14 protein-coding genes are annotated in these 16,883 nt (G+C 45.4%); 10 read left to right on the forward strand and 4 right to left on the reverse strand.

Going from position 1 to position 16,883, the window contains the following annotated elements; genetic code table 11:
* Nucleotides 1–149: 149 nt before the first annotated feature.
* From QUB35_RS11215 to QUB35_RS11225, 3 genes are all read left to right on the forward strand, one after another.
* Entirely contained in the window at nt 150–2,093 is a 1,944-nt protein-coding gene (locus QUB35_RS11215; RefSeq protein ID WP_333141993.1) for an efflux RND transporter periplasmic adaptor subunit, read from the forward strand.
* A gap of 118 nt (nt 2,094–2,211) precedes the next feature.
* A complete protein-coding gene (locus QUB35_RS11220) occupies nt 2,212–2,421 on the forward strand; it encodes a hypothetical protein (protein ID WP_333141994.1) in 210 nt (69 codons plus the stop codon).
* Between the two features lie 135 nt (nt 2,422–2,556).
* Nucleotides 2,557–3,798 carry an ABC transporter substrate-binding protein gene (locus QUB35_RS11225; protein WP_333141995.1) on the forward strand — a complete coding sequence of 414 codons (1,242 nt, stop codon included), beginning with the start codon at nt 2,557–2,559 and terminating at the stop codon, nt 3,796–3,798.
* A 63-nt stretch (nt 3,799–3,861) separates the two neighbouring features.
* On the opposite strand, the gene QUB35_RS11230 is transcribed toward QUB35_RS11225, so the two are convergent.
* Entirely contained in the window at nt 3,862–4,020 is a 159-nt protein-coding gene (locus QUB35_RS11230) for a hypothetical protein (RefSeq protein ID WP_333141996.1), read from the reverse strand.
* Between the two features lie 428 nt (nt 4,021–4,448).
* Between QUB35_RS11230 and QUB35_RS11235 the strand changes: the two genes are divergently transcribed.
* Both QUB35_RS11235 and QUB35_RS11240 read left to right on the forward strand, forming a co-directional pair.
* Nucleotides 4,449–7,562 (forward strand): efflux RND transporter permease subunit, encoded by a 3,114-nt coding sequence (locus tag QUB35_RS11235; RefSeq protein WP_333141997.1) that lies wholly within the window; start codon nt 4,449–4,451, stop codon nt 7,560–7,562.
* A gap of 39 nt (nt 7,563–7,601) precedes the next feature.
* Nucleotides 7,602–8,105: a hypothetical protein gene (locus QUB35_RS11240; RefSeq protein WP_333141998.1), complete on the forward strand. Its 504-nt coding sequence runs from the start codon at nt 7,602–7,604 to the stop codon at nt 8,103–8,105.
* 106 nt (nt 8,106–8,211) lie between these two features.
* On the opposite strand, the gene QUB35_RS11245 is transcribed toward QUB35_RS11240, so the two are convergent.
* The 3 genes from QUB35_RS11245 to QUB35_RS11255 form a co-directional block, all read right to left on the reverse strand.
* The gene (locus QUB35_RS11245) at nt 8,212–9,165 is read right to left on the reverse strand and encodes an FTR1 family protein (protein WP_333141999.1); all 954 of its coding nucleotides are present in this window, start codon (nt 9,163–9,165) and stop codon (nt 8,212–8,214) included.
* A gap of 87 nt (nt 9,166–9,252) precedes the next feature.
* On the reverse strand, nt 9,253–10,530 hold the full coding sequence (locus QUB35_RS11250) for a helix-hairpin-helix domain-containing protein (RefSeq protein WP_333142000.1): 1,278 nt from the start codon (nt 10,528–10,530) through the stop codon (nt 9,253–9,255).
* A gap of 160 nt (nt 10,531–10,690) precedes the next feature.
* Nucleotides 10,691–11,695: a multicopper oxidase domain-containing protein gene (locus QUB35_RS11255; RefSeq protein WP_333142001.1), complete on the reverse strand. Its 1,005-nt coding sequence runs from the start codon at nt 11,693–11,695 to the stop codon at nt 10,691–10,693.
* A gap of 206 nt (nt 11,696–11,901) precedes the next feature.
* On the opposite strand from QUB35_RS11255, the gene rppA reads away from it, so the two are divergent.
* The 5 genes from rppA to htpG all read left to right on the forward strand — a co-directional run bounded on the left by rppA (nt 11,902) and on the right by htpG (nt 16,870).
* Nucleotides 11,902–12,591 (forward strand): two-component system response regulator RppA, encoded by a 690-nt coding sequence (rppA, locus tag QUB35_RS11260; RefSeq protein ID WP_333142002.1) that lies wholly within the window; start codon nt 11,902–11,904, stop codon nt 12,589–12,591.
* An 86-nt stretch (nt 12,592–12,677) separates the two neighbouring features.
* Nucleotides 12,678–12,908, forward strand: coding sequence for a hypothetical protein (locus QUB35_RS11265; RefSeq protein WP_333103822.1), 231 nt, complete (start codon nt 12,678–12,680; stop codon nt 12,906–12,908).
* Entirely contained in the window at nt 12,905–13,252 is a 348-nt protein-coding gene (locus QUB35_RS11270; RefSeq protein ID WP_333142003.1) for a type II toxin-antitoxin system PemK/MazF family toxin, read from the forward strand. The genes QUB35_RS11265 and QUB35_RS11270 overlap by 4 nt, the downstream gene beginning before the upstream one ends.
* 20 nt (nt 13,253–13,272) lie before the next feature.
* Nucleotides 13,273–14,604 (forward strand): two-component system sensor histidine kinase RppB, encoded by a 1,332-nt coding sequence (gene rppB / locus QUB35_RS11275; protein WP_333142004.1) that lies wholly within the window; start codon nt 13,273–13,275, stop codon nt 14,602–14,604.
* A 277-nt stretch (nt 14,605–14,881) separates the two neighbouring features.
* Nucleotides 14,882–16,870: a molecular chaperone HtpG gene (htpG, locus tag QUB35_RS11280; RefSeq protein ID WP_333142005.1), complete on the forward strand. Its 1,989-nt coding sequence runs from the start codon at nt 14,882–14,884 to the stop codon at nt 16,868–16,870.
* Nucleotides 16,871–16,883: the final 13 nt, after the last annotated feature.

Consider the following 16,883-nt stretch of genomic DNA (forward strand, 5'->3'; position numbering starts at 1 on the left):
CATTTCTAGCTCTTGGTCATTGCTTAGCAGTCGCTTCTTGGAAAATGCTAATAAGTAACTTTACTTAATGGGTATCACTTACTTACCTTGGCAAAATACCAACTGCTAAACCTGTGGCACTCAACCTGATTTCAAGGACATTGCCAACGATGATATTCCACAAATATGCTCAATATCCGGCAATTATTAGCAGCTTTTCGGGAAGTTTGTTCAGCCTAATTTTGCTAAGTTCTCCTGCCGCTGTTTTTGCCCACGCTGGCCACGGAGATGAATTTCACCAAAGCGGCGAAACAACTGAAACTCCTGCTGCTATTTCTGTCGATGCCGAAACAGCAAAACGATTAGGTATTAAAGTCTCCCCTGCCTCCCGCCAGCGACTAGATATCGGCATCAAAACCACAGGACAAATTGAAACTTTACCCAACGAAAAAGTTGAAGTTACGGCTCCTGTTGCTGGGAAAGTAGTAGAGTTGCTGGTTAAGCCTGGGGACAAAGTATCAAAAGGTCAACCGGTGGCGGTTTTATCGAGTTCAGAATTAGGACAGTTGCGGGTTGAATCTCTCTCGAAACGTGCCGAAGCTGAGGCAGATTTGCAGCAAGCGGAAGGCGATCTCAAACTAGCACGAGAAAATTACGATCGCCAAAGTCAAATATCCGCAGCAGAAATCGCCCAAGCCCAAACCCAATTGGCAGCGGTAACTAAGCAGTACCAGCAAGAACAAGAATTAGTAAACAAGCGTTCAGTTGTACAAGCCGCTAAAGAAAACTATCAGCGTCAAGTTGAAATAGCGCAAGCCGAAATAGCACGGGCAGAAACAGAATTAACTGTTGCCAAAGAACAGTTCGATCGCGACAAAGAATTAGTGGCATCAGGGGCGATCGCGCGGCGCACAATGCTGGAATCGCAAGCCCACTTCGCCGAAGCAAAAGCCGCTGTTGCTAAGGCAAAAAGCCGTCCAGAAGTTATCAAAGCCCAAACCGAAATTAAACAAGCCGAAGTAGACCTCCCAATGCGGGAATTGCGGGAATCTCAAGGCAGAGTAGCGGAAGCAAAAGCTCAACTTACCAGAGCTCAGAGCCGCCGGGAAGTCCTAGAAGCCGAGAACCAACTCAAACGCGGCAAAACTGCCGTCGAAGTCGCTCAGTCGCGGATTCGCTTGGCTGACGCAGCCTATCAAGCGCGACTCCAACAATTAGGAACTGTTGCCAACGATCGAGGACTCGTTACCGTAGTTGCTCCGATTTCCGGGACGGTAGCCGATCGCGAAATCACCCCAGGAGAGTCAGTAAACGCTGAAAAACCGTTGATGAGTCTGTTAAATGACAGCCGCGTTTTTGCCACAGCCAATATTTACGAAAAAGACCTGAATAAAGTAAAACAGGGTCAGGAAGTGAGGGTAAAAGTCGCTAATTTACCCGATCGCACTTTCAAGGGAAAAATCGCCTTAATTGGGTCATCCGTGTCAGGAGAAACGCGGGTGGTGCCGGTGAAAGCAGAACTAGATAATATTAACGGTGAATTAAAGCCCGGACTGTTTGCGGAGTTGGAGATTTTAACCGACAAAACTGCAACAAATATTTTAGCAATTCCCAGTGCGGCGGTAGTGGATGTTAGCGGTAAAAAAACCGTTTACGTCCAAAATGGCAATGCTTATCAAGCTGTTGAAATTGAACTCGGTCAAACGGCCGGAGATTTAGTTGAAGTGAAGAGGGGTTTATTCGAGGGAGATTTGATAGTAACGCAGCGAGCACCTCAACTTTACGCACAATCTTTGCGGGGTGGCAGCAAGCCATCAAAAGACGAGGAAAAGAAAGACGCAAATCCCAAGGCAACAGAGGTTAATTTTAATAATTTACCCGTGTCTTTATGGTGGGCGGGAATAGGGGGAGGAGTTGCGATCGCATCCCTGACTTTCACAGCCGGCGTGTTGTGGGGAAATCGGCGCAAATTGCCAGCAATAGCAGCGGCTCCTGGAAACAATGCTGCAAATAATGGTTTTTCCGCCTCTACATCGGCGTTGGACAATGAACTGCTGTTACACAATGACAACCATCACGTTAAAAATGCAGAGACAGAAGTCAATCGATTTTAGATTTTAGATTTTAGATTTTAGATTGAAGCATTGACCCCACGGATAAATACGTTCGGCAAGTTTCATCGAATACAGGTTTGTTATTTCTGGGTCCTGAGTCTGCGAAGGAATGAATCACGTGGCGGGTATCCTGGATGCTTTCGGTCAAGAGTTTGAAGTAACAGCACGACACGGAAGTAACGGATACACGGATAGTTGTTTTTATCAATGCCCAATGCCCAATGCCCAATGCCCAATGCCCAATGCCCAATTCCCAATTCCCAATGCCCAATGCCCAATTCCCAATTCCCAAATTATTAAATGTTCAGCACTATTCTTAGATGAGTAATTAACCGCCGCTGGCTAGTTTCGCCTTATCCCAGTTGGCGAAAGTTCGGAGTAAGATAGAATTACCAATTACCAATTACCTAACTAAATGTTCAGGACTATTGTAGTTGCACATACTCACTGCGGAAGTCCTAAGATGTTTAAGAAAAGTATCTTTACTCACATTCTCACCTCGTTCATCACTTTTATACTGGTTGTTGCTTGTAGTCAAACCAATCAACCTACCACCACCACCACTAATACTCCGAGCAATACACCAGCAGCAGCTACACCCAATTCAGCTACTGCCCTTCCAATTGGAGCAGCATTCTCGCAAACCAGCAACTATGCTCTTTTAGCTCAGGAATCAGTGGGTGGTGTCAAAATTGCTGAGAAATATTTCAACGACAGGGGAGGTGTTAATGGTACTCCTATTAAAATGGTGTTTCAAGACACTGGAGGAGATGAAGCAGGAGCCATCAACGCCTTCCAAACTCTAATTAATCAAGATCGAGTGGTTGGCATTGTTGGGCCATCGTCTTCTCAGCAGGCATTTAGTGCCAATCCAATCGCAGAACGAGCAAAATTGCCAGTCATTGGCGCATCGAATACTGCCAAAGGGATTCCTGAGATTGGTGAGTATATTGCGCGTGTCTCTGCACCTATTTCGCTTGTAGCTCCCAATGCAGTAAAGGCAGCGCTTAAGCTTAATCCTAAGATTAAAAAAGTCGCTGTCTTTTATGCTCAAAATGACGCTTTCACCACATCGGAGACAGAAATTTTCCAGCAAGCGATTAAAAACCAAGGGCTTGATATCGTCACCGTCCAAAAGTTCCAAACTACTGACACGGACTTCCAAGCTCAAATTGGTAATGCACTCGCTCTCCAACCCGACTTAGTTGTTATTTCAGGATTGGCAGCCGATGGGGGTAACTCGATCCGGCAACTGCGGGAACTGGGTTATCAAGGTACCATCGTTGGCGGCAATGGTTTGAACACGTCTAATATCTTCTCGGTGTGTCAAGCACTCTGCGATGGTATTATCATTGCTCAAGCCTATAGTCCCGAAGCCCCCGGCGAAATCAATGCTGCCTTCCGCGATGCTTATGTAAAGCAAAACAAGAAGGAACCACCGCAGTTTAGTGCTCAAGCCTTCACTGCCGTACAAGTATTCGTGGAAGCCTTGAAAGCTTTGGATAGTAAAACCAAACTCAGCGTGTTGTCATTGGCAGAGTTACGCACAAAGCTGAATCAGCAAATCCTAGCTGGAAAGTACAATACCCCTCTCGGTGAAATTTCCTTTACCCCTGAAGGTGAAGTTGTACAGAGCCAGTTTTACATTGCTCAAATCAAGATGGATGTAGATGGAAATAATGGCAAGTTCATCTTTTTGAAGTAAGTCAAAAGGGTACATCCCTATTTTGCAAAATAGTTGATTAATTTACCTGCACCCAGAAAGGCTCTACGATCGTTCTTCATCGAAAATATACGGCAGAGGTTTTTTACGCCCTTTGAACTGAGCGCGCATGATTACCCGTTCCGAGCGCTTTGGCGGTACTGGATTGTAGTCTATTTCGCCAATGCTTTCTAGAGTTTGTGAGGAGTGTTTTGGTGCTTGCATAATAACTATTCTGATATCTTGCACTATTGTCAAGAACGGGCAAGATGCCCGTTCCACAAAGAATGAGTTTTCTTGTGGAACAGGCCGAAAAGCCTGTTCCTAAACAAGTAATTGAGAATGGTGCAAGATGTGAGTATTGTTGTAAGCTGCATTGTCAAAAATAGCAACGCAGGTTATATCATTTTAGATTTTAGATTTTAGATTATAGATTTTACATGACTTATGAATTCGGGTTGAAAGTTAAAATATTTCATCCTAATTTCATTTTTGGGTGTCAAGCTAAATAGAATGGCTATTTAACACTGTTCAGCCAAGGAATCGCGGGAAAAGCTACGGCAGCCGGAGCATTTAATATTGGCTAAATTTTATTGTTAAATGGTCGATCGCCCAACGGTGGCTGGTAGTCATCACCTCTATAAAATCATAAAATGTTCAGCACTATTCTTAGATGGGTAATTAACCGCCGCTGGCTAGTCGTTGTCGCCACCATTATTGTTAGTCTTTGGACATTGTATATCATCCCCCAAATGTCCCTTGATGTCTTCCCTCCTTTTGCACCCCCGCAGGTGGAAATTCAGACGGAAGCACCGGGGCTCGCGCCGGAAGAAATCGAGTCTTTGGTAACACTACCGATCGAAAGTGCGATTAACGGAACTCCTGGGGTAACAGCAGTGCGATCGTCTTCCGCTGTGGGCCTTTCTTCGGTTAAGGTAATCTTTGATTGGGGAACTGAAATTTATCAAGCGCGCCAGTTGATAACAGAACGGTTGCAGCAAGCTCAAAGCAAACTCCCGGCTGGGGTAGAAACACCGCAAATTTCTCCCACAACTTCTCCTGTCGGCACTGTTATTACCTATGCTTTTACCTCGGAAACTACTCCTTTGATGGAAGTGCGCCGTCTGGTTGATTGGCAAGTCACAAATCGGCTTTTGGCAGTGACAGGCGTTGCTCAAGTGGTGGCATACGGCGGCGAAGAAAGGCAGTATCAAGTATTAGTAGAACCTGCCAAGTTAAAAGCTTTTAATGTGTCGTTGCAGCAAGTAGCTGAAGCGGCGGCGGCTGCGAATGTTAACGCGCCGGGGGGGTATTTAATTACGCCGGATCGAGAAACTTTAATCCGGGGGGTGGGGCGGATTGAGTCTGTGGAAGATTTGCAGCAATCGGCGATCGACTCTCGCCACGGAACACCCGTCAGAATTAGTGATGTGGCTGAGGTCAAGATTGGTGCTGCAATCAAGCGGGGCGATGGCAGTTTTAACGGCAAAAAAGCTGTGATTGTGATGGTAAACAGACAGCCAGTTGCTGATACTCCGACGGTAACGAAAGCAGTTGAGGCAGCAATGGCTGAGGTGCAGCAAGCTCTGCCCAAAGATATTAAAGTTACTGTGACTTTCCGCCAGGAAGAGTATATCAATTCCTCGGTGGAGAATGTGCGATCGGCTTTAATTGAAGGCAGTATCATTGTCACCCTTATTCTCATCCCGTTTTTGATGAATTGGCGCACTCTCGCGGTTGTTTTGCTGGATTTCTTTCTGACTTGGCTGTTGGCGCTGCTGGCGATGAATTGGCTGGGGCTGGGATTAAATACGATGACTTTGGGGGGTTTGTCGGTGGCGATCGGCACTGCGATCGACGATGCGATCGTCTATGCCGAAAATACCTACCGCAATTTGAGAGAAAATAAGGCTTCTCTTCATCCTCGCCCGGTGATGGATGTGATTTTTGATGGCAGTCAAGAGGTGCGCGATTCGTTAATTGGAGCGACTGTTATTGGGATTGTTGTTTTTTCTCCAATTTTTACTTTGCCCGGTGTAGAAGGTCGAATTTTTACGCCGATGGGGATTACTTATTTGGTAGTTGTTGTGATTTCTAGTCTGGAATCGCTGTTAATATCTCCGGCCCTTTGTGCTATCTTGTTGCCTACCAAACGCATGAGTGCTGCGGAACCTTGGCTGCCGAGATTTTGCAAGCGTATATATCATTTTTCGATAAATTTGTCAATGCGCTATTCGGGGATTATTTTAGCTTTAGCGGCTGCTAGCATGGTGGCTGCATTAATTATTTTGCCTTCCTTTGGACGGGTGTTTTTGCCAGAGTTTCAGGAGCAAACTTTGGTGAATACTATTATGCTTTATCCGGGGGTGTCTTTGGAGACAACAGATAGCGCTGCTTTTGCTATTGAAGATGCACTTAAGGATGATACCAGGTTTGAATACGTGCAAGTGCGATCGGGCAGAGCTCCGGGTGATGCTGATGCTGCGGGAGTTAATTTGGCTCACATTGATATTGGTTTAAGCGAGGAGGGCATGAAAAACAGGCCAAAAACTTTGGAAGCGCTGCGGCAGGAGTTTGGTAAATTGCCGGGAGTTGCACCAAATATCGGCGGTTTTATTTCTCACCGGATGGATGAGGTTTTATCTGGTGTCAGAAGTCAGATTGCTGTCAAAATCTTTGGCCCGGATTTGGATCAACTTCGCAGCATCGGTGCCAAAGTTGAAGAGCAAATGAAAACAGTGGAAGGCATTGTGGATTTGCAACTCGAACCGCAGGTGCCAGTGCCACAAATTCAAATTAAGTTTAACCGCCAAGCTGCGGGTAGATACGGTTTGAAAATCGGAGAGCTTTCTGAAATAATTGAGACCGCTTTAAACGGCAAAGTTGTTTCTCAAGTTTTGGAGGTTCAGCAAACTTTTGACTTAGTTGTTTGGTTGCAGGCTGAAGCCAGAAACAACCTAGAAACTATTCAGAATTTGTTGGTTGATACTCCAAGCGGCAACAAGATTCCCCTCGCCCAAGTTGCGACTGTTAAATACGGTACGGGGCCAAATACGATTAACCGCGAGAATGTTTCCCGGTTGATTGTGGCGGCGGCGAATGCTAAAGGTAGGGATTTGCGATCGGTTGTGAATGAAATTCAAGCTAAAGTCAAACGAGAGGTGCAGTTGCCTTTTGGCTATTTTATCCAGTACGGCGGTCAATTTGAAGCAGAACAAAGAGCTTCGCAAAATATTATGATATTTAGTGCGATCGCCTTTTTGGTAATTACAGTATTGATGTACTTGTCCGTCAAGTCAATTCCTTCAACTGCTATGATTATGATTAATTTGCCGATCGGATTAGTAGGAGGAGTAATTGCGGTAGCTTTGACTGGCGGCATCATCTCTGTAGCTTCCCTGGTTGGCTTTGTCACTTTATTTGGCGTTGCCACCCGCAACGGCTTGTTATTAGTAGACAACTACAACACTAAATTTGCCGAGGGAATGGCTTTTAAGGAAGCAATTATTAAAGGCTCGATGGAACGGCTAAACGCTATCCTGATGACCGCTTTAACATCAGCTTTGGGTTTAGCACCTTTAGTCTTAGAAGGCGGCCCGGGAAAGGAAATTTTGCAACCGCTGTCAGTCGTAGTTTTAGGAGGGTTATTTACTTCTACAGCCTTAACTCTGTTAGTTTTGCCAGCTTTGTATGCTCAATTTTGGCATTTTTTACGACCTCAACAACCTCAGCCAGTTATTGAAGACGGCAAGGTAGTTAATGTGTGATATTTTCCAATTATTGTCAGTCAGCAAGGAGTCAAACAAATGAAATCGCTTAAGTCAAATTTAATTGTTCTAGGTAGTGTTGGATTGCTGTTTTTGGGAGCTTGCAGTCAAGGCGAGAAAGCCAGCGATCCAAATAACAGCCCGACATCCAATCCAGCAGCCTCTCAAACTGAGCCTTCACCTCCAAATGCTTCCCCGGCAGCAACAGCTAAAACAGAGCATACGAAAACATCTCAAGGAGGTCAAGTTGTCGAGTCTGGAGCTTATTACTTAGAGTTTATAACTCAGAAACAAGCAACCGGAACTCACTTAGATCTTTATTTGAAAAAAGGGGACAAACGCGAACCCGTTACCGACGCCAAAGTCATCGCTCAAGTGCAGTTAGCGAATGGAAAACTACAAACTATGGAACTCAAATACGACGCTGAGGGCAAACATTACTACGGGATTTTTCCAGGTACAGAAGCCGGACAATATCCAGTGAAAGTGATAGCGGATATTAAGGGAGAAAAAGTTGACGGTCGTTTTACCTTCAATCAATAGATGGCTGATTTCCTAATGCGCTCTAACTTAGGAGCGCATTAGTTATTAGCCACAAACAACTGCCTCCTGCATTTCGACTACAAAGCCGATCGCGTTTCGATCGCACTTAATTTCTTATTTCGTTACCTGAGTTTTTTTTGAACGGGAAAAACACTCGACCCGCCAAACTTTGAAAATAAATCCCGCCCACGGTAATTAAAAAGACGAAATAAGCGATCGCCTGCACGACATAGAGCTTATCCGTGTAGCCAAACAACGCACTCAACAGCAAACCGGGAAACTTGTCTTCTGGAACCAGTTTCGAGGTATTCCAGACCATTGGGCCGAGAATACAAGAGTGGATTTTAGTAAATCTTTCGTAATAGAAACACAGCGCTGCTGACTCGCGATTTGCTTGCGATAAAATATTCACCGCGCTGTCAAATAATCCCAAAGTAGATACCACTAAACCCGCTACAATGAAGAGCAATAAAATGCCCATATATTTAAAAAACAGGCGGATATTAATTTTGACTCCCCATTTAAACAGCAGGACACCAAGTCCGGTGGCTGAAAGTATTCCTCCCAAAGCGCCGATGGCTGGAATAATGCCTTGTTGAAACTTGGCGACGACAAACAAAACAGTTTCAAACCCTTCGCGCAAAACGGCAATAAAAACTAAACTAAATACGCCCCAACCGGCATGAGAGTTTTGCGTTAAGGCGGCACTCACAGCGCCTTCGACTTCGGCTTTCATAAATCGCGCTTGCTTAGTCATCCAAATCAGCATCCAGCTCAGCATTGCTATTGCTATAACCCCAAAGGTGGCCTCTAGCAGCGATTCCATAATCGGTGCAAAAGGCTGATTGGATGCGGACAAAATTTGCATAGTCCAGCCGAAAAGTACACCTATCAAAGCGCTGGCAATAAGTCCAACCCCAACACCGCCGAAAACCCAAGGACTTAAATAACTTTGTCCTGATTTTTTGAGGCAAGCTAGAACGATGCCGACAACTAAGGCGGCTTCGACTCCTTCGCGGAGAGTAATTACAAAGGTGGGCAATGCTTCGCCAAAATTCATTTTTTTATGGTAGGAATGGGAGTGGTTAAGGAGCGAGGTAATTGGCAGATTATTTACCAATTACCGCTCTTGATGAGAAGTGATTTTTTAGGAGGCTGGTTTGAGAACTTTTTGGCTGTCGCTTTCGATAGTTTTAACTAGCTTGGTGACTTCTTCGGTTGTTTTTACGGGCGCGGGGGGTGCGATCGCCGTTGGCCAATTTGTCTTCAGTTCAGTCATGTTGGCAACAATTGCTTTGTCAATTTCCGGGCTAGTTTTAGCCACTTGCTCGGCGATATCTTGGTACAGGTTTTCCGCGTACATGACAAAACCCCGCGAATCTTGATATTCAATAATTGCGGAAATTTTGCCGTTAGCAACTGCCGCTCCGTATTCGGAATTAGCTGTATCCAGCAAGCCGTTAATCACTTGCAGCACGAATTTCGGATCTTTTCGCTGCGCTTCGGGAAGAGCGGCAATTGCTCCATCTACAGCTTGCATCGATGTGTCAAATTCCGCAGTCACTTGAGCCGGGTCTTTTGCACCCGCTTTAACTAAATCCTGCAATTTAATTAAAGTAGTCTTAAATTCGGGAATTTTACGCTCGTTTAGCTGATCTTCCACATCGGCATAAATTTCTTCGACTGGATGCCCGATGTGAGGTTCTGCCTGGTCTGGTTTGCCTTGATCCAAGAGTTCTTTTGCTACGATAAGATGCCCTTTCATCAATCCCATTTTAGTCATGAAGTCTACATCTTTGGCTTCACCTGTGAGGACGACATCTTCAATAGTCACCATGTCTTTAATTTCGTCGAATTGGGGTTGAGTAATGACATTTTTTGATACCAATTCTTCGACTTTCCCGTAAGGACGGCTGGCTTGAATTTTGTTAGAAAGTGCCGGTATTCCTAACTTGGCTTCGAGTTTATCTAACTCTGAAAGAATGGCAGTATTGATGTTGATGCCGCCTTTGCCGCCGTGATTCCCGCTGTGACCGCTTGTGGCTGCGGGACTGGCTGTAGCAGCGGGTGAGGGTGTGCTGTCGGTGTTGCTGGCTGTGGGGGAAACGCAACCGGCCAGAGCAACGAGGATGGCTGTAGCAGCGGCGGTAGATAATAAACGATATCTTGCAACATTTGCAACAACCCTGCTACGGGCGGGCGAGACGCCCACCCCACAAGAAAAGTCATTGTTTGTGGAACAGGCATCTTGCCTGTTCTTGGGGACGCCCACCCCACAAGAAAAGTCATTGTTTGTGGAACAGGCATCTTGCCTGTTCTTGGGGACGCCCACCCCACAAGAAAAGTCATTGTTTGTGGAACAGGCATCTTGCCTGTTCTTAAGAAGGGTGCAAGATGTGAGTAATAAACGAAATGTTGATAACATGGCTGTTGCTAATTTTTACGTTATGTGCATTTTGATTCACAAGTTATTAAGAAAGATTCTCAATTATTTGCGAGTTATTTATTCTACCTATTTGCGATCGAGCTTGTCAAATAATTTCATACTTTATTTGAATCGGCGCACCCTGGTAGCAGGATTTGGTTTAAGTGATGACTTCAAATACACCCATGCAGCCAGCTTCGGCGATCGCATCTTGATGGGGATGAAACATATATTTTCCGGCGTAGCCGTAGGTAAATTCTAAAATATGTCTTTCAGCTACTCCCATTGTGATCACATCAGTTCTTTCACTGGGAGTTAAAGTCATTCCCGTGCGATATACGTCAAAAAAATTACCGTGCAAGTGGAACGTTACTGCTGCTTCGTACTCAATCAGGTTGAGAACGTAAAGCCGAACTAGCTGATTTTTATAGATTGAAATAGGGTGCTTCATGTAATAATTTGGCAAGCCGTTAAAAGCGTAAAGTTCATTCTTTTCGTCCTCGTTTACGTCATATCCTCCCATGATTAACATGATTTCATCGGCGGGAGGACGGGGTTTGGGCGGATCGATGATGAACATTCCATAAAGTCCTTTACCGATATGGCGAGTTACAGGAGCAATGTGGCAGTGATATAGATGCACTCCGTAAGGCTGGGCATCGAATTCATAAATAAATACCGAACCGTTTTTCACAGGTTTAACGCCATCCATTTCGCTGGTATGAACGCCGTGAAAGTGCAGCGAATGAGAATGTCCGGCTTTGTTATAAAAGATGACGCGGATACGATCGCCCTCAGTTGCCCTCAATGTCGGCCCCGGCACGCGATTGTTCACGTTCCAGGTGTTGAAGGTGACGGCGCTGTTAAGTTGGACGATCGAAGTATTAGCTTCCAGGCGAAATTCGCGTACCGTGCGCCCGTTTTCGCGCGTCACCGTGCCGTAATCAAAATCCCGTGCAATTTGCATCGGGTTGATATTGCTGACGGTGAGTGCATCTGCGGGCATGGGCGGTATTCTCGCAACTGATGTCGGTTTGCGAGTCAAGTTTTGAAGTGCGATCGCGCCGCCCGCTACCCCAGCACCAGCTATTCCTAGCTGTAGCAGTTGGCGGCGACTCCAGCGCCCAGCCTTTCTAATGGCGGGATGATCGGATAAATCTGTCATACTTATTGAAAAAAATTATCAAAAATTTGATTGCGTTTGAGTATAAGACATTTCCAGCTTGTTGTCAATAATTGTCAACTATCATCTTTTTCTGCGAAATTAGAAAATTTCATGCTGATTTCATCTCAGTATGTGAGGTTAGATGTTGGGGTAGATGCTGCCGATCGGTAACAATGTATAAGGATTTACCGCTATAAATTAGAGTTATGAGAGTTTTGCTAGTTGAAGATGAGCCCGATTTAGGGAAAGCGATCGAGCGAACCCTAAAGCAGGAAAAATATATAGTTGATTGGGCCCTAGATGGCAATGAAGCTTGGGAATATTTAGACAGCCAGTGGACGCAATACACCCTCGCTATTTTTGACTGGTTGCTACCAGGATTGTCAGGATTGGAACTGCTGCGGAGATTGCGTGCTAAACATAGCGCACTGCCCGTTTTGATGCTGACAGCAAAAGACCGAATGGAAGATAAAGTTGCGGGACTAGATGCCGGGGCTGACGATTATTTAGTCAAGCCGTTCGGGATGGCGGAACTGTTAGCAAGGTTGCGGGCTTTGCAAAGGCGATCGCCCCAAATTCAACCACAACAGCTACAAGTAGGGAATCTCGTTCTCGACTGCGGAAATCGCACTGCTTGTCATGTCGATACCCACGGCAAAAACCAGATAATTTCGCTGACAAACAAAGAATTTCAACTGCTAGAATACTTTATGAAACATCCGAACCAAATTGTCACCACTGACCAAATTCGGAATCAGCTATGGGAGGCGAGTGCAGATAGCTTTAGCAATGTGGTAGCAGCTCAAGTGCGTTTGCTGCGACGCAAACTTGAGTCGGTTGGCTGCGCGAATTTAATTGAAACTGTACACGGCGTCGGATACCGCATGAGAAATTAAAGCTGTAGGGGCAACGGCGGGGGGAATATACCTCGTTTCCAGTATCTAGCTATAATATAGAAAACTCGATCGGAAAAATGACTGCCATGAAAGATTTAATCCAACAAGAGTTAGAAAAGCTCGATATAGAACAACTAAAACAAGTATTTGAATTTATTGCTTTCCTGAAATTTCGTGCCAAATTAGTTACTATTCCAGCAATCGATGAAACTAACTTAGCTGCACTCTACAGCGAATTTGCCGAAGAAGACCGACAACTTGCGGAACTCGGAATGAGCGAATATGCAGAACTCCTAAAACATGAGGATTTGGCATGACAGTCAGACGGGGTGAAATCTGGATTGCAGCCCTCGATCCTACGCAAGGTTCCGAACAGGCAGGTGTACGTCCCATAATTATTTTCCAGAACGATACTATTGCGAGATACACGACTACTGTTATCAGTATTCCTCTAACAACTAATCTGCGCCGTGCCTCTCTCCCTTCATCTGTTTTCATTCCCAGCGGTGAGGGAGGATTGACTCAAGATTCCGTTGCCTTGTGCCATCAAATGCGAGTTTTGGATAAAACACGATTGCGAAATAAAATTGGTGAAGTTAATCCAGAAATCTTGGTACAATTAGAAAATAATGTATTATTTACCTTGGGATATTTACCTTAAAAAAGAGCGCTCGAATCAATGTGAATCAAAATAAACTCTTTAACCGAACTCGCTGGCAATTAGCTCTTTCCTATGCAGCAGTAATGGGTTTGATTTTAAGCTTGCTGGGATTGGGCGTATATAAGGCGATCGCCCACGCTCACTGGGTAGCCATAGACCGCGAATTAGAATCGGTAGCGGGGACGCTACACGACAGCCTAGAAACAAAATTGCAGCAGCCCGGACGCCTAGAACCAATAGTCAATGAGCTGTTGCCCAACCTCCGCCTAATGGGAGTTAAAGGCATTAAAGAACAGTTGCCAAGCCGCCATATTTTAAGCGCTATCAACCAAGGCTATTACTATATTCGTTTATTTGATGAGTCGGGGAAATTAATTGCTACCGCCGGCGCTTATCCAGAAGAATTACCAGCCGAATTCAACTCCCAATACTGGCAAACGATAACTGATACTAAAGGTAATGTTTTTCACCAAATTTCTGTAGCGCTCCACACCCAAACACAGCAAGATTGGGGATATTTTCAAGTTGGCCGGAGCCTACAAGACTTTAATGATTATCTCAGTACAGTGAAATGGGTTTTAAAATTAGGATTACCTACAGCATTGATTTTGATAGGCTTTGCTAGTTGGTTATTGGCAGGATTGGCAATGAAACCGATTTATTCTTCCTACCGACAAATTCAACAGTTTACAGCGGATGCTGCTCACGAATTGCGGACGCCTTTAGCGGCTTCGCAGGCGACAGTAGAATCAGCGCTGTTGACGCCTCAATTGGATGAAAAAGAGGCGCGGGAAATTTTGCGAACTGTAGAGCGCCAAAACCGACGATTAACTCAGTTAGTGGCTGATTTGCTGCTACTGGCTCGCATGGATAATCAAGTGATACGCGATCGCCCTCAATTGTGTTGTTTGAATGACCTTGTTAGCGATTTAGTAGAGGAATTGGCAGCTTTGGCGATCGCTTCTAAGGTAGCGTTAACATCCGAAGTGCGAGTGCCGCAGCAATTAAATGTTGTCGGCAATTCCGACCAACTTTATCGCTTAGTTGCTAATTTAATTGTTAATGCCATTCAATACACTCCGGCGGGCGGGAAAGTAACAGTTATTTTAGATTGCAGCCACCAGGAGGCGATCGTTCAGGTGCAAGATACCGGTATGGGGATCGCGGCTGCAGATTTAGAGCGAATATTCGATCGATTCTACCGAGTCAACAGCGATCGATCGCGCCATACAGGCGGTTCGGGACTGGGATTGGCGATCGCCCAAACCATAGCCCGCGCGCACCGCGGCAGCCTCAGCGCCCGCAGCGAATTGGGCTGTGGCAGCACCTTTTTCCTGCGATTGCCTTTGTGAGTTACCATGTGAGGGAAACCGAATCAGTTATTTCGGGTAATCCCTTTGGCAAAAGGTAGCACGATCGCCGAAAATCATTAAATAGTCATTAGTCCTCAGTCAGTAGTCAGTAGTTAGTAGTTAGTAGTTAGTAGTTAGTAGTTAGTAGTTAGTAGTTAGTAGCTAACAACGTATAACAGGAAAATTCAGCTCGACTAACAATTAATAACTAATGACCAATGACCAATGACCAATGACTAATCACGGTTCATTACCGACAAATACCTAGCGAAAAATTATGACAGTTTTAGAACAGGGAACAATTTCAATCCATACCGAAAATATTTTCCCGATTATCAAGAAGTCGCTATACACTGACCACGAAGTCTTCTTGCGGGAACTAATTTCTAACGCCGTCGATGCCATTGCCAAACTCAAAATGGTTTCTCGTTCCGGCGAATACAGCGGCGAGGTGGGCGAACCGCAAATCAACATAGCGATCGACAAAGAAAACCAAACCCTCTCAATTTCCGATAACGGCATCGGCATGACCGCCGATGAGGTAAAAAAATACATCAACCAAGTCGCTTTCTCCAGCGCAGAAGAATTTATTGAAAAATACCAAGGCAGCGGCGAGGACGCAATTATCGGTCACTTCGGCCTAGGTTTCTACTCTTCTTTCATGGTGGCGAAGAAAGTAGACATTGATACTCTTTCTTACCAAGAAGGCTCCCAAGCAGTACACTGGTCTTGCGACGGTTCTCCCGCTTTTGAGCTATCAGAATCCTCCCGCACGGAACGCGGCACTACTATTACTCTTACCCTCCAAGATGAAGAACAAGAATATGTAGAACCCACTCGCATTAAGCAGTTAATCAAAACTTACTGCGATTTCATGCCCGTTCCCATCAAATTTGAGGGTGAGGAACTCAACAAGCACAAAGCAATTTGGCGGGAATCAGCCAGCAATTTGCAAAAAGAAGATTACTTAGAACTATACCGCTACCTTTACCCCTTCCAAGACGAGCCACTGCTGTGGGTACACCTGAATACAGATTATCCTTTTATTGTCAACGGCATTCTTTACTTTCCAAAACTGCGCCCGGATGTCGATGTTACCCAAGGCAATATCAAGCTATTCTGCAACCAGGTTTTTGTCAGCGACCACTGCGAAGAAATTATCCCGAAATTCTTGATGCCGCTGCGGGGAGTTATTGACAGTACCGATATTCCGCTGAACGTTTCTCGCAGTTCTTTGCAAAGCAATCGCACTGTGCGGAGAATTGCTGATTATATTGCGAAAAAAGTGGGCGATCGCCTGAAAGAACTCTACCGCGACGACCGTGACGAATACATCCGTTGCTGGCAAGATATCGGCACTTTTGTCAAGTTTGGAACTCTCAACGATGACAAGTTCAAAAAGCAAGTCGAAGATATCTTAATCTACCGCAGCACCTACGAACCAACAGCCGAGAAGCCAGAAACTGTAACGCCCGAAGTTCAGGTGCAAACTGAGGAAGGAGATTTGTGGCAAGATGTAACTCCGAAGTCGGAAACTTCTACTTCGACGCAGCCTTACACGACTCTGAAAGAGTATTTGGAACGCAATCAAAAACGCCACGAAAATCGGGTGTTTTATTGTACAGATCCGGCGTCTCAAGCAACTTATGTGGCAATGCACAAAAGCCAAGGTTTAGAAGTGCTGTTTATGGATTCTTTCATCGACACGCACTTCATTAGTTTCTTGGAACGAGAACACTTAGATGTCAAATTCTCGCGGGTTGATTCCGACATCGACGAAACGCTAATTGACAAAGAGAAAGAAGCGGAAATTGTCGATCCGGCGACGAATAAAACTCGCAGCGAACAAGTTCAAGAAATGTTCCAAAAAGCTCTCAACAAGCCGAAAGTGAACATTCGCACAGAAGCTTTGAAGTCTGACTCTGCGGAGGCGACGCCACCTGCGATCGTACTTTTGCCGGAAGCTTTGCGCCGGATGCGGGATATGACGGCGCTTTTGCAGCAGCAAGCGGCCGAATTCCCCGAAGAACACGTTTTGCTGGTGAATACGTCTCACCCGCTGATTCAAAATCTGGCGAGTTTGAGTCAGGGTGCGATTATTCAAGGCGGCGGGGAGTCTCCGTCGGCTGAGTTGGCGAGTATGATTTGTCACCACGTTTACGACTTGGCTTTGATGGCCCAGAAGGGTTTCGATGCTGAAGGGATGAAGGATTTTGTCGAGCGATCGAATCAAGTGTTGACAAAATTGACTGAACGTGCAATGTAATTACCCCCCCCAA

The organism is Microcoleus sp. B13-B6, from assembly GCF_036705405.1.
Taxonomy (GTDB): Bacteria; Cyanobacteriota; Cyanobacteriia; order Cyanobacteriales; family Microcoleaceae; genus Microcoleus.

What these genes read in the sequence shown, in the direction of transcription:
- rppA (WP_333142002.1), top strand. Translation starts at nt 11,902, where the DNA reads ATGAGAGTTTTGCTAGTTGAAGATGAGCCCGATTTAGGGAAAGCGATC.
- QUB35_RS11270 (WP_333142003.1), top strand. Translation starts at nt 12,905, where the DNA reads ATGACAGTCAGACGGGGTGAAATCTGGATTGCAGCCCTCGATCCTACG.
- QUB35_RS11245 (WP_333141999.1), bottom strand. Translation starts at nt 9,165, where the DNA reads ATGAATTTTGGCGAAGCATTGCCCACCTTTGTAATTACTCTCCGCGAA.
- htpG (WP_333142005.1), top strand. Translation starts at nt 14,882, where the DNA reads ATGACAGTTTTAGAACAGGGAACAATTTCAATCCATACCGAAAATATT.
- QUB35_RS11240 (WP_333141998.1), top strand. Translation starts at nt 7,602, where the DNA reads ATGAAATCGCTTAAGTCAAATTTAATTGTTCTAGGTAGTGTTGGATTG.
- QUB35_RS11255 (WP_333142001.1), bottom strand. Translation starts at nt 11,695, where the DNA reads ATGACAGATTTATCCGATCATCCCGCCATTAGAAAGGCTGGGCGCTGG.
- QUB35_RS11265 (WP_333103822.1), top strand. Translation starts at nt 12,678, where the DNA reads ATGAAAGATTTAATCCAACAAGAGTTAGAAAAGCTCGATATAGAACAA.
- QUB35_RS11230 (WP_333141996.1), bottom strand. Translation starts at nt 4,020, where the DNA reads ATGCAAGCACCAAAACACTCCTCACAAACTCTAGAAAGCATTGGCGAA.
- QUB35_RS11235 (WP_333141997.1), top strand. Translation starts at nt 4,449, where the DNA reads ATGTTCAGCACTATTCTTAGATGGGTAATTAACCGCCGCTGGCTAGTC.
- QUB35_RS11215 (WP_333141993.1), top strand. Translation starts at nt 150, where the DNA reads ATGATATTCCACAAATATGCTCAATATCCGGCAATTATTAGCAGCTTT.
- QUB35_RS11225 (WP_333141995.1), top strand. Translation starts at nt 2,557, where the DNA reads ATGTTTAAGAAAAGTATCTTTACTCACATTCTCACCTCGTTCATCACT.
- QUB35_RS11250 (WP_333142000.1), bottom strand. Translation starts at nt 10,530, where the DNA reads ATGTTATCAACATTTCGTTTATTACTCACATCTTGCACCCTTCTTAAG.